This window comes from Inquilinus sp. 2KB_23 (assembly GCF_052115705.1).
Taxonomy (GTDB): domain Bacteria; phylum Pseudomonadota; class Alphaproteobacteria; order DSM-16000; family Inquilinaceae; genus Inquilinus; species Inquilinus ginsengisoli_A.
Genome location: NZ_JBFRHF010000013.1, coordinates 89,814 through 102,846, shown reverse-complemented (window position 1 = coordinate 102,846; position 13,033 = coordinate 89,814). Strand labels below are relative to the sequence as shown.

General features: G+C 69.6%; 10 protein-coding genes. 5 read left to right on the top strand and 5 right to left on the bottom strand.

Going from position 1 to position 13,033, the window contains the following annotated elements; genetic code table 11:
* Positions 1 to 118 precede the first annotated feature (118 nt).
* Entirely contained in the window at positions 119 to 1,039 is a 921-nt protein-coding gene (locus AB4112_RS18050) for a DMT family transporter (RefSeq protein WP_309794772.1), read from the top strand.
* Positions 1,040 to 1,189: 150 nt separating this feature from the next.
* Complete coding sequence (locus AB4112_RS18045; RefSeq protein WP_441721639.1) at positions 1,190 to 2,311, top strand: lipase family protein; 1,122 nt, start codon at positions 1,190 to 1,192, stop codon at positions 2,309 to 2,311.
* Between the two features lie 186 nt (positions 2,312 to 2,497).
* Here AB4112_RS18045 and AB4112_RS18040 read toward each other — a convergent pair whose 3' ends face one another.
* The 3 genes from AB4112_RS18040 to AB4112_RS18030 form a co-directional block, all read right to left on the bottom strand.
* Positions 2,498 to 3,475: an L-carnitine dehydrogenase gene (locus AB4112_RS18040; RefSeq protein WP_441721636.1), complete on the bottom strand. Its 978-nt coding sequence runs from the start codon at positions 3,473 to 3,475 to the stop codon at positions 2,498 to 2,500.
* A complete protein-coding gene (locus tag AB4112_RS18035; protein ID WP_441721634.1) occupies positions 3,465 to 4,388 on the bottom strand; it encodes a 3-keto-5-aminohexanoate cleavage protein in 924 nt (307 codons plus the stop codon). Before AB4112_RS18035 ends, AB4112_RS18040 begins: the two co-directional genes overlap by 11 nt.
* Before the next feature lie 107 nt (positions 4,389 to 4,495).
* Positions 4,496 to 5,452 (bottom strand): GlxA family transcriptional regulator, encoded by a 957-nt coding sequence (locus AB4112_RS18030; protein ID WP_441721631.1) that lies wholly within the window; start codon positions 5,450 to 5,452, stop codon positions 4,496 to 4,498.
* Between the two features lie 176 nt (positions 5,453 to 5,628).
* On the opposite strand from AB4112_RS18030, the gene AB4112_RS18025 reads away from it, so the two are divergent.
* Entirely contained in the window at positions 5,629 to 7,395 is a 1,767-nt protein-coding gene (locus AB4112_RS18025) for a VanW family protein (protein WP_441721628.1), read from the top strand.
* On the opposite strand, the gene AB4112_RS18020 is transcribed toward AB4112_RS18025, so the two are convergent.
* Both AB4112_RS18020 and AB4112_RS18015 read right to left on the bottom strand, forming a co-directional pair.
* Positions 7,368 to 8,105: a creatininase family protein gene (locus AB4112_RS18020; protein WP_309794778.1), complete on the bottom strand. Its 738-nt coding sequence runs from the start codon at positions 8,103 to 8,105 to the stop codon at positions 7,368 to 7,370. The genes AB4112_RS18025 and AB4112_RS18020 overlap by 28 nt on opposite strands.
* A 162-nt stretch (positions 8,106 to 8,267) precedes the next feature.
* Positions 8,268 to 9,857, bottom strand: coding sequence for a gamma-glutamyltransferase family protein (locus AB4112_RS18015; RefSeq protein ID WP_441721625.1), 1,590 nt, complete (start codon positions 9,855 to 9,857; stop codon positions 8,268 to 8,270).
* 413 nt (positions 9,858 to 10,270) lie between these two features.
* On the opposite strand from AB4112_RS18015, the gene AB4112_RS18010 reads away from it, so the two are divergent.
* Both AB4112_RS18010 and AB4112_RS18005 read left to right on the top strand, forming a co-directional pair.
* A complete protein-coding gene (locus AB4112_RS18010) occupies positions 10,271 to 11,404 on the top strand; it encodes a porin (protein ID WP_441721622.1) in 1,134 nt (377 codons plus the stop codon).
* Positions 11,405 to 11,740: 336 nt separating this feature from the next.
* Positions 11,741 to 12,916, top strand: coding sequence for a porin (locus tag AB4112_RS18005; protein WP_441721619.1), 1,176 nt, complete (start codon positions 11,741 to 11,743; stop codon positions 12,914 to 12,916).
* Positions 12,917 to 13,033: the final 117 nt, after the last annotated feature.

The following is a 13,033-nucleotide window of genomic DNA, read 5'->3' as shown; positions in this document are numbered from 1 at the left end:
ACCACCCGTTTCCGGCCGGGAGGCGTATGTCTGACATACGGGCGGAGGGTCGAATGATTCCCCGCTTCGGGGGATCGAAACCACCATGCGACTCCAGCGGCGCGGCGACGATGAGCCGATGGCCCCTGCACCCGAGCCGGTCGCTGCCGCCGCGCCGGGCATCGAAACGCCGTTGCTCGGCATCCTGTGCTCGCTGGTCGCCAACGTCATGTTCGCCTCCAGCGACGCGCTGGTGAAGGGCCTGACCGCGAGCTATTCGATCTTCCAGATCATCCCGATGCAGGTCGCCTTCGCCTGCATCCCGATCCTGATCATGCTGCGGCGCGACGGCGGCTTCCGGCGGATGCGCGCCGCCCATCCCCGGCTGATCGTGCTGCGCGGCTTCCTGGCCGGCATCGGCACCATCTTCGGCTTCTACGCCTTCTCCGCCCTGCCGCTGGCCGATGTCTACGCCATCGCCTTCTGCACCCCGATGGTGGTGACCATCCTGTCGATCCCGATCCTGGGCGAGCAGGTGCGCATCCACCGCTGGGCCGCGGTGGTGGTCGGCTTCCTCGGCATCCTGGTGATGGTCCGGCCGGGCTTCGAGGCGCTGACGCTGGGCCATCTCTCGGCCCTCGGCTCGGTCTTCACCGGCGCCGGGGTGGTGCTGATCATGCGCAAGATCAGCCGCGACGAGCAGCGCGCCGTGCTGGTGACGGCGGTGATGCTGGGGCTGCTGGCCACCAGCCTGCCGATCGCCCTGTTCGTGTTCAAGCTGCCGGCCTGGTTCGACGTGCTGCGCGTCGGCGCCGCCGGCCTGTTCATGGGGTCGGCCCAGTTCCTGGTGGTGCGGGCCCTGTCGCTGGCGCCGGCCAGCACCATCGCGCCGATGCAGTACACCATGATCATCTGGGCGCTGGCCTATGGCAGCCTGTTCTTCGGCAACGCCATCGACCCCTTCGTGGTGGTCGGCGCCGGGATCGTGATCTCCTCCAGCCTCTACATCATGCACCGCGAGCGCCGCCGCGGCCGGACGCTGCGCGCCCATGTGAAGTAGTTTCCCCGGAATTGCGTTCGTGATATATTCAACCCGTTGTTTATATTCAATTTTATTATTTATCGAGGATTTGATTATGATAGTATTCCGAGCTGCCGATCTTCGGCACGCGAGCGGCTGCGTGCACCCCTCGATCCCGGGGGTAACGCCATGACCGACCTCCTGACCCCGAAGGCCACGACCTCCGCCACCGCCGATGCCGCCAGCATCAGCCTGCTGCAGCTGTGCCAGATCTCCTATCTCGCCCCTTCGTCGATCCCGGGCGCCTTCCCGCTGGCCTGGCCCCTGCTGGGCGGCGGCGACTGGTCGCTGGCCTGGGGCCCGGCCCAGGATCCGGCCGAAGCCAATCTGGTCTATGTCGCCACACGCAACGCGCCCGGGCCGAACGGCCTGACCTGCCTGTCACTGGCGGTCGTCGTCCGCGGCACCGATGTGAACGTGTCGCTGCAGGGTCTGTGGGACCAGATCGTCGAGGATCTCGGCGCCGACAGCCAGCAGGCGCCGCCTTGGACCGCCCCGAGCGACGTCCTGATCTCGTCCGGCACCGCCGCGGCGCTGACCCGGATCGGCGGCATGAGCTCGGGCGGGCAGTCGCTGGTCGATTTCCTCGCCGGCTTCTACGACACGGCGGCCAACAAGCAGGTGCCGATGCAGGTGACCGGCCACAGCCTGGGCGGCTGCGTCACCACCGTGGTGGCGCCCTGGCTGCAGGCGATGCTGGGGCAGCAGGGGCTGTCGCCCGCCATCGTGCCCTACACCTATGCCGGGCCGACCGCCGGCAACCAGGCCTTCGCCGACGCGTTCCACAGCGCCTATCCCACCGCGCGCTGCTACCAGAACACGCTCGACGTGGTGCCGATGGCGATGGCCCGGCTGGCCGAGATCCCGGGGATCTACGAGGATGTCGGGCCCGGCCTGCTGGCGCCGGTCAGCTTCGCCGCCGCCATCTTCGGCTACGCCTGGTGGCTGATCGACTGCGGCGTCTCCTATGCCGACATCCCCGACAGCATCCAGCTGCCCGGCACCTGGCTGGCGCCCGACGGCAACGACTGGCTCGGTCCCTGGGCCGACGAGGCGATGCAGCAGCACCACACCCAGACCTACATGGCCCTGCTCGGCGGCACCTCGGTCACCGCGGTCGTGGCCGAACAGCTGCCGCAGGCCACGCTGGGCCGCCGGCCGCGGGTCAACCGCACGGTGGCGAGCGACCCGCGCTACGACGCAAGGCTGGGCGCGGCGGCGGCGAAGCTGCGCCGGGCCACCGCCGCCTGACCCCTGACGAAAAGGCGCCCGGCCGGATCGGGGCCGGCCGGGCGCAGTCAGGCGAACACGGATCGGGGCGGCGCAGCCGTCCCGACCCTCAATCCCCGCGAGGGACGGGGATCCCCGTGCGGAGATCCCCGTTCGCGCGGGGATCCCGTGGGGAGGCCGCGCAGGCGGCCTCCGTCATCGTCAGGCTCAGGCGGTATCCGGCCGCGGATCGTAGGTCGGGTGGCCGGTGTCCTGGTCGGCCGCCTCCAGCGTCTTCAGGATCCGGATGATGCGTTCGTCGCGCCAGCGCTCGATCTTCTTGATCGGCCAGCCGCCGGCCTGTTCCTGGGTGCCTTCGACCATGCGGTCGATCAGCGTGTCGGTCAGCTTCGGCGCCACCAGCTTGGTCCAGGGCAGCTCCAGCGCCGGGCCGAACTGCTCCAGCATATGCCGCATGCCACCTTCGCCGCCGGCCAGGTGATAGGTCAGGTTGGTGCCCATGAAGGCCCAGCGGATGCCGGCGCCGAAGCACACCGCCTCGTCTATCTCCTTCGTCGTGGCGATGCCGTCGGCCACCAGGTGCAGCGCCTCGCGCCACAGCGCCTCCAGCAGGCGATCGGCGATGTAGCCGTCGATCTCGTTGCGGACATGCAGCGGCTTCATGCCGAGCGAGGCGTAGAAGGCCGAGGCCGCCTTGATCGTCTCCGGCGCGGTCTGCTTGCCGCCCACCACCTCGACCAGCGGCAGCAGGTAGACCGGGTTGAACGGGTGGCCGATGACGATCCGCTCCGGATGCCGCGCGCCCTCCTGGATCTCGCTGGGCAGCAGGCCGGAGGAGGAGGAGCCGAGGATGACGTCGGCCGGCGCGGCCTCCGCCATGGCATGGTGCAGCTTGCGCTTCAGCTCGATCCGCTCCGGCGCGCTCTCCTGCACGAAATCGGATTCGGCGGCCACCGCCTCGGCCGAGCCGAGCACGCGCAGCCGCTCCGGGTTCGCGCCTTCGGCCAGGCCCATCCGGGTCAGGGCCGGCCAGGCATTGGCGACGGCGTCGCGCAGGGCTTTCTCGCCATTCGGCGACGGGTCCCAGGCCACCACGTCGAGGCCGCGGGCCAGCGCCCGGGCCGCCCAGCCGCTGCCGATGACGCCGCCGCCGACGACGCCGAAGGTCCTGATCTCACGCGGCATGGGCCTGGCCCCTTGTCTTCAGTCCGAGATGGGTGCGGGCTTCGGCCGGCGTCATCACCGCCGAGCCCATCGCCTCGATGATCGTCCGCGCCCGTTCGACCAGGCTGCCGTTGGAGGCGAAGACGCCCTTGCCGAGATAGAGGTTGTCCTCCAGCCCGACCCGGACATGGCCGCCCAGCAGCACCGCCTGGGCGACGAAGGGCAGCTGCAGCCGGCCGATGGCGAAGCCGGCCCACACCGCGCCGTCCGGCAGCATGTCGCGCATCGCCAGCATCATCCGCGGGTCGGGCGGCACGCCCCAGGGAATGCCGAGGCAGAGCTGGAACAGCGGCGGCGCGTCGAGCAGCCCCTCCTCCACCATCCGGCGGGCGAACCACAGGTTGCCGGTGTCGAAGATCTCGAGCTCGGGCTTCACCCCCAGCTCCTGGATCCGCTTGGCCTGCTTGCGCAGGATGTCGGGGGTCGAGACATAGACCAGCGAGCCGTCGCCGAAATTCAGCGAGCCGCAATCCAGGGTGCAGATCTCCGGCAGCAGCTGTTCGACATGCGGCAGCCGGTCGATGCCGCCGATCAGGTCGGTGTCGGCGCCGAACTTCGTCGGGTTGTCCTGCGGCCCGATCACCAGGTCGCCGCCCATGCCGGCGGTCAGGTTGATGATGATGTCGACGCCGCTGGAGCGGATGCGGTCGACCACCTCGCGATACAGCGCCGGGTCGCGGCTGGGCTTGCCGGTCTCGGGGTTGCGGACATGGATGTGGGCCACGGCGGCCCCGGCCTTGGCCGCTTCCAGCGCGGCATCGGCGATCTGCTGCGGCGTCACCGGAATGGCGGGGTGCTTGTCCACCGTGTCGCCGGCGCCGGTGACGGCGCAGGTGATGATGACGCGCCGGTTGATCTCAGTCTGCAGGGCCATCGCCGGCCATCCCTCCGTATCGCCGGCGGACCGGCTCCCGAGGCAAGCCTAAGCCCGGAAGACCCGTCCGCCATTGATGGAGAGCGACACCGGCTTGATGCTTTCCGCTATGCCGCCGAGGCCCGGCGATCGCGGCTGGGCGGCACCGAGAACTCGCGACGGTAGGACCGGCAGAAATGCTCATAGCTGCCGAAGCCGCAGGCGATCGCCACCTCCAGCAGCGGGTCGTCGGAATACTGCACCATCGACCGCGCCCGCTGCAGCCGCAGCGACTGGTAGAAGCCCTGCGGCCCCTTGCCGAGATGCTGGGCGAACAGCCGTTCGACCTGGCGCGGCGACATGTCGACGGTACGGGCCAGGGCGGTGACCGCGACCGGGCTGGCCACGTTGCGCTCCATGATCTCGACCATCCGCGCCAGCCTGGCATCGCGGATGTCGAGCTGCTTCGGGATCGACAGGCGCTGCCGGTCCTCGGCATGGCGCAGGGTGTTGTAGATGAACTGCTCCGACACCGCCGCGGCCAGCCCGGGCCCATGGTCCATGCGGATGATCTGCAGCATCAGGTCCAGCGCCGCGGTGCCGCCGGCGCAGGTCAGGCGGCGGCGGTCGGTCTCGAACAGGCAGGCGCGGGCTTCGACCCGCGGAAACTTCTCGGCGAAGCCGTCCAGCGCCTCCCAATGCGCGGTGGCGCGATATCCGTCCAGCAGCCCGGCCGCGGCGAGCGCGAAGCTGCCGGTGTCGATGCCGCCGAGCACGGCGCCGCCGCGGTCGAGCCGGCGGAACCAGCGGGTCAGCGCCGGGGTGACGGCGGCCAGCGGCTCGAACGCCGCGCAGACGATCAGCATCGGCAGGTCGTCGGCGCTGCCAGCCACGGCATCAGCCGGCAGCGGCAGGCCGTTCGAGGCCGGCACCGGCGCGCCATCGGCCGAGAAGATGGTCCAGCGATAGACCTGGCGCCGCGACAGCCGGTTGGCGACCCGCAGCGGCTCCAGCGCCGAGGCGAAGGCCATCATCGAGAACTGCGGCAGCAGCAGGAAGCCGATATGGCGGGCGGCGTCGGTCATGGCGGACCCGATCGATGACTGTGTCGTGTTTCATCAAGCGATCGGCCCTCGACGTCAAGATCCTTGCAGGCTCGCCACCGGGCCGCTCTCAGCCAGACATCGTTCGGCCATCTTCCGGCGCTTCAATCCGGCCACGGCCCGGGCGGAGGCGGCGGGGCGGTTCGGGAGATCGGGCGATGCCTGCGGAACAAGGGGTGCCGTCGCGCTGGGGTGCACTGGCCTTCACGGCCAAGGCCTCGATCCTGCGCGCCTGCCGGACGCTGCGCGAGATGCGGGGCGGCCGGCCGCTGCGCCATTCCCGGGCGGCGGCGCTGCGCGATGCCCCTGTCGTGGCCGAGATCCGGTCGCCGCTGTGGGGCGGCCCCGGCGGGGCTCAGGAGACCCTGCTGACCGCCGGCAAGATCCAGAACCTGCGCCTGGCGGTCCGCGCCATCGACGGCGTCGAGGTGCCGGCGGGCGCGGTGTTCAGCTTCTGGCGGCAGGTCGGCCGGGCGTCGCGCCGGCGCGGCTTCGTCGCCGGGCGCGAGTTGCGCGAGGGCTGCCTGATCGCCAACACCGGCGGCGGGCTGTGCCAGCTGTCCAACGCGCTGTACGAGGCGGCGCTGGCCGCCGGCTTCGAGATCGTCGAGCGCCACGCCCACAGCCGGCTGATCCCGGGATCGCGCGCCGCCGCTGGGCGCGACGCCACCGTGTTCTGGAACTATGTCGACCTGCGCATCCGCAGCCCCCAGGCCTTCCGGGTCGAGGCCCGGCTGACCGCCGAGGCGCTGGAGATCCGGTTCCGCGGCGCGGACGGCACCGCGGACCGCGGCGTCGTGGTCGCCTTCCCGGGATCGCGCGACAAGGCCCATGACTGCGTCGGCTGCGCCCAGGAGGAGTGCATCCGCCACCTGCCGGCAGGAGAGGCCCGGACCAAACGCCCGACCGCCTGGCTGGTCGATGCCTGCTGGCCGGAATTCACCGCACTGCTGCGCGAGCAGGCGGGGCCGGAGGATGCGCTGTTCCTGCCGATGCGCTGGCCGGCCCGCGCCCGCTACGCCTGGCCGGCGCTCGCGGGAGGAGAGACCCGCGCCACCCTGGTCGCGCTGTCGCGGGCCCGGGCCCTGCGCCGCCTGCCGGCTGCAGGGGGCGCGCTGCCGCGGGCGATGCTGGCTTATGACCAGCGCCTGGCCGCCGCCTATGTCAGGCGCCTGTCCTATCGCCACACCCATCTGGTGGTGAACCAGAGCCTGCTGCCGCATCTGTGGCGCGACGGCTGCCTGCAGGGCCGCAGCTTCGACGTGCTGATGGAGCGCTGGCCGCTGGCGTCGCTGCAAGCCCGGCTGGACCGCGCCCTGTCCCGCCATCCCGAGAGCCCGACCCTGGGCGATTTCCGGGCGCCGGCCGAGATCGTCACGGCGGAGGCCGAGGCGCTGGCGGCGGCGGCCCGTCTGTACACCCCGCATGCCGGCATCGCCGCCCGCTTCGCCGACCGCGCGGTCCATCTCGACTGGGCGCTGCCCGACGTCTCCCGCGTGCCGAGGCCCGCGATCGGCGGCCGCACGGTGCTGTTCCCGGCTTCGGCCCTGGGCCGCAAGGGGGCCTATGCCCTGCGCGACGCGGTCGCAGGGCTGGAGGTCGACCTGGTGGTCAGCGGCCGGGCGCGGGAGAACAACGCCCCGTTCTGGCGCAGCGTCGCGGTGCGGCCGATGCCGGCCGGCGGCTGGCCGGGCCGGATCGCGGCCGTGGTCCTGCCGGCGGTGGTCGAGCACCAGCCCCGCGCCCTGCTGCGCGCCCTGGCGCTGGGCATCCCGGTGATCGCCACCGCCGCCTGCGGCCTGGACGAAGGCCCCGGCGTCACCCTGGTGCCGGAGGACGACGCCGCGGCGCTGCACGAGGCGCTGCGCCGGGCGCTGGGCGACGCGGCGCCGCTGCTTCAGGCCTCCTCGAGGAACTCCGCATAGGTGCCCGAAATCGCCTCCACCGCGGCGTCGTAGAACTGCTTGCCGTGCTCCGGTGTCGCCAGGCCGGGGTTGGAGCCGATGCGGCCGTCGGGGAAGCGGCGGCGGTAATCCGCGGCATCGTAGAAGCGGCCGGTGGGCGCGATCGGCGGGTCCAGCTCCGCCGTCTTGATGTGGTCGGGGAACAGATGCTGGGTCACCGCCACCTCGCTGGCCGTGGCGTGGCTGCCCTCGGCCACGCCGTACAGCTGCTTCGACAGGCTGTTGACGCCGGCATTGTCCCACCAGTTGACCAGGCGGCAGCGGATCGGCGGCAGGCCGAGCGTCCGCATGTCGGAATAGATCTCGTAGAAGGCGGCCTGGATGGTGGCGATGTTGCCGCCATGGCCATTGACGAACAGGAAGCGCTCGAAGCCGTGCTCGGCCAGGGCCGTCACGTAGTCGCGGATCACCAGCACCAGCGTCGACGGCTTCAGCGTCATGCTGCCCGGGAAGGTCATGTGGTGATGCGCCATGCCGACGCCGATGGTCGGTCCGACCACGGCCCCGGTCCTGTCGCCGACGCCGCGGGCGATGCCTTCGGCGCACAGCGCGTCGGTGCCGATCAGGCCGTTCGGGCCATGCTGTTCGGTCGACCCGATCGGCATGATCACGCCGCGCGAGGCCTTCAGATAGGCCTCGATCTCCGGCCAGGTGCTGAGCTGTAGCTGCACGTTTGGGTTCCTTCCGGTACTGGTCTGGCGTCTTGGCAGCGCACAATTCTCGATGTCATGCCACGGCTTGACCGTGGCATCCAGGGGCGGCCAGAACGGCTCTTGGTGGCCCCTGGATTGCCCGGTCGAGCCGGGCAATGACAGCAACAGGAAAAGCCGGTCCTAAATCCCGAGCGCGCAGCCGTCCTTGCGCGGGTCGGAGCCGGCGATCAGCACGCCGCGGTCATGGTCGATCAGGATCGCCTGGCCGCCGCCCAGGGGTTCCGCCCGCCGGTCGACGGCATGGCCGCGGCCGGCGAGGTCGGCGGCCACGGCCTCGCCGATCCGGGGCTCGAGCTGCAGCGTGCCGTCGAAGGCGAAACTGCGCGGCAGGTCCAAGGCCGCCTGCGGGTCGAGGCCGCGGTCGAACACGGCGGAGACGAACTGCGCCTGCCCGGCCGCCTGGTAGTGCCCGCCCATCACCCCGAACACGCCGGCGGTGCGGCCCTGGCGGCGCAGCAGGCCGGGGATGATGGTGTGCATCGGCCGCTTGCCCGGGCCGATCGCGTTGGGATGGCCGGCCTCGACCCGGAACGACGCGCCGCGGCTGTGCAGCAGCACGCCGGTCTCGGGGTCGAGCAGCCCGCTGCCGAAGGCATCGAAGATCGAGTTGATGAAGGAGACCGCGTTGCCGTCGCGGTCGACGACGCAGAGATAGACCGTGTCGCGATGTTCCGGCTCGGTCCACAGCGCCGGTGCGCCCGCCCGGCGCGGGTCGATCCGCCGGCGCAGCGTGTCGAGCACGGCGGGGGACAGCAGCGTCTTCGGGTCGTGCGGCAGGTGGTCGGGGTCGCCGATCAGCGCGTCGCGGTGGTGGTAGGCGATCTTGGTCGCCTCGGCCAGCAGGTGGATGCGGTCGGCCTCCGGCATCTCGGCCGACAGGTCGGTGCCGGAGAGCAGGCCGAGGATCATCAGCGCCGCCAGCCCCTGGCCGTTCGGCGGGCACTCCACCACCTCGGTGCCGTGATAGTCGAGCCGGATGGGATCGACCCAGTTCGCCCCGTCGCGGCCGGCGGCGAAATCGTCGAGCGTGTGCAGCCCGCCCCGGGCCTTGAGGAAGCGGACCAGCGACTCCGCCACCGCCCCCTCGTAGAAGGCCCCTGCCCCCTTGGCCGCGATGTCGCGCAGCCGGGCGCCGAGCAGCGGCTGGGCGTGCCGGTCGCCGACGCTGGGGATCCGGCCGCCGGGCAGGAAGACGCTGCGGCAGCCGGCGTCGCCGGCCAGGAAGTCCGCCTCCTGCGCCCAGTCCCAACCGACGCGCGGGGTCACGGGATAGCCCTGTTCGGCGTAGAGGATGGCCCGGGCGAACAGCCGGTCGAGCGGCAGCGACCCATGGTCGGTGTGCAGCCGGCACCAGGCCGAGATCGCGCCCGGCACCGTCACCGCATGCGGGCTGCGCTGCGGGATGGCGGACAGGCCTTCCGCCTGCAGCGCCTCGACCGACGCCGCCCGCGGCGCCCGGCCGCTGCCGTTCAGCGCCAGCGCATCCCGCCCGGCGGGGGCGTAGAGCACGAAGCAGTCGCCGCCGATGCCGGTCATATGCGCCTCGACCACGCATTGCACCGCGACCGCGGCCAGCGCCGCATCGACCGCGTTGCCGCCATCCATCAGCACCTCGAGCCCGGCGGCGGAGGCCAACGGATGCGAGGTGGCGATCGCCGCTTCGCCCGCGATCAGCGCCGAGCGTCCCGGCTGGCCAAAATCCCGTTGCATGCCCACTGCCCTTTCGGTTTCGCGTCCGTGGTTGATATCGACAGCTGGGAGGGTTTGGCAACCCGGCCTTGGGCAAGTCGATCGAAACTGCCCGATCGGCATGCCGGAGCGATGGCGAACCCCGGCGGCCCGATCACAGAGCAGGCTCCGATCTCGGCACGACATAGCGGTCTGCACGAAGCCAAAATCCAACCTCTCATGTATTATTATACATACATTCTCGAATGTTGATAATATCTCTGAGTCTAACCTCGGCCTTTATTTCATAAACTCAAAGAAACGGAGAAATTGAGATAACATCTCGATTGCTTTTGCCTGGAACCCCTCATAAATTCGGCCGGCATCCGCTGGGGGTTGGTTGATGCCGTCGTGAAGACATGACGATCATATCCGCTAGAACGGGGGGACGAGCTATGCGGAGGATTTTACTGCTCGGGGTGTGCCTGGCGGCCACCACGGCAGGCATTGGCGCGGCCCAGGCCGAGATCGCCGTCAAGATCAATGGCTGGGTCGGCTTCCTGGGCGGCGTATTCGTCACGCGCACCGACACCGGCACCCTTGATCGCGACTATGACTTCGTGTCCGGGGCGCGGCTGCAGTTCGACATCAAGAACGTGACCGACGGGGGCCTGGAATACGGCGCCCGCATCCGTTTCAACAATGCCGACCGCAAGAACAACGTCACCGTCGACCGCACCTATATCTATGTGAAGGGCGGCTTTGGCACGATCACCTTCGGCGACGCACCATACGCGTCGGGGGACATCGGCTATGTCTACGCCCACGACACGCTGAACTCGAAGCTTGGGCTCGGCGCCGGCTGGGGCGACGGTCTCGACGGCAAGTTCAACCTGTTCGGCGGTTCCGACGTCTTCTACGCCTTCGATCCGACCTACGGCATCGGCGGCCTGAACGGCAAGGACACCAAGATCAAGTACACCTCGCCGAGCTTCTCGGGCTTCTCCTTCGCCTTCGACTTCACCCCGGTGGCGGGCGGCAACGGCCATGCCGGGCCGGGCGGCGTCAACGACCTGACCAACGACGCCACGACCCGGTACGAGAACATCGTCACCGGCGGCCTGAACTACGCCAACACCTTCGACGGCACCTCGGTGCGCGTCGCCGGTTCGGCCAGCACGGGCAACGGCGTCAGCGGCAATAACGACTTCGAGGCCTACAGCTTCGGCGGCCAGATCGGTCTCGCCAGCGGCTTTGCCGCCAGCGTGAACTGGGTGCACTTCTCCAGCACCTTCCGCGCCAAGAAGTCCATCGACTCGATCACCGGCGACCTGTCCTACGCGACCGGCCCGTTCGTGGCTTCGATCGGCTACGCCTACACCACCGCGGAGAAGGGCAACGGGCTGAAGTCGTCCTTCACCGACGGTACGGACCTTCAGGCCAACCACAGCGTCGTCCTGTCGTTCCTCTACAACGTGGCGCCGGGCCTCAACACCTTCACCGAGCTGAGCTACGAGCGGAACGAGTTCCGCGCCGGCCGCGACTACGAGGCGAGCACGCTGACCTCCGGAATGGCGCTCTCCTTCTGAGACAACGACAAGAGCCTATCGCCAACAGACTAGAGGGCGGCGCCAGGGGCCGCCCTCCTTCCTGCCCGGCTCCGGCGCATCTCGCCGCTCCGGACGGCCGATAGCCCGGGACCCTCAGGTCAGGGCCTTACCCCCGGGAGAGGTCATCACCCGACGCCACTGCAGCGGCATCGGACCCGTTACTATTTTGTGAAATTTGTAGACATTGCGTCCTTTTGGACGGCCAGCGGTTGATTTTAAAACTCCCGGCTTCGTATAAGCCGCCTCGCAAACTGTATTGGGGGGCCGGCGCTTCGTCTCGGGCGGCGCTGAGCCCGACATGCGAGGGGAAGTAAAATGCGGAAGTTTTTGTTGCTCGGGGTGTGCCTGGCGGCCACCACGGCGGGGATCGGTGCTGCCCAGGCCGAACTCAGCGTCAAGGTGAACGGCTGGGTCGGCTTCCTGGCCGGCCTCTCGATTTCCCGCACCGATTCTGAGAATCTCGACCGCGACTATGACTTCGTGTCCGGCGCGCGGTTGCAGTTCGACATCAAGAACGTGACCGATTCGGGCCTGGAATACGGCGCCCGCATCCGCATGAACAATGTCGACCGCAAGAACGGCGTCACCGTCGACCGCACCTATGTCTACGTCAAGGGCGGCTTCGGCACCCTGACCTTCGGCGACGCGCCGTATGTCGGCGCGGACATCGGCTACGTCTACGCCCATGACACGCTGAATTCGAAGCTGGGCCTCGGCGCCAGCTGGGGCGACGGCCTCGACGGCAAGTTCAACCTGTTCGGCGGCTCCGACACCTTCTACGCCGTCGACCCGACCTACGGCATCGGCGGGCTGAACGGCAAGGACACGAAGGTCAAGTATTCCTCGCCGAGCTTCTCGGGCTTCTCCTTCGCCATCGACTTCACCCCGGTCGCCGGCGGCAAGAACGCGGCGGCGTCCGGCCATGGCACGGGCGGCGGCACCAGCGACCATGCCGGTCCGGGTGGCATCAACGACCTGACCAACGACGCCACGACCCGGTACGAGAACGTCGTCACCGCCGGCATCAACTATGCCAACAGCTTCGACGGCACCTCGGTGCGCCTGGCCGCCTCGGCCGGCAACGGCAACGGCGTCAGCGGCAACAACGACTACCAAGCCTACACCGTGGGCGGCCAGGTCGGCTTCGCCAACGGCATCGCCGCGAGCGTGAACTGGGTGCATTTCGCCAGCACCTTCCGCGCCGACAAGGCGATCGATTCGATCACCGGCGACATCTCCTACGGCACCGGCCCGTTCGTGGTCTCGGTCGGCTACGCCTACACCACCGCCGAGAAGGGCAACGGCCTGTCGTCGTCCTTCACCAACGGCACCGACCTGCAGACCAACCACAGCGTGATCGGCTCGTTCCTCTACAACGTCGCGCCGGGCCTCAACAGCTTCACCGAGCTGGCCTACGAGCGGAACGAGTTCCGCGTCGGCCGCGACTTCGAGCAGACCTCGCTCACCACCGGCGTCGTCCTCGCCTTCTGAGGCGACGACAGGACTGTACCGAGCAGACTTCGAGGGCGGCGCCAGGGGCCGCCCTCTTTTCTTTTGAGAGTTCGCCGTCGCAAAGACGACGGCACCATCCCCGCGGCCGCGGCGTTC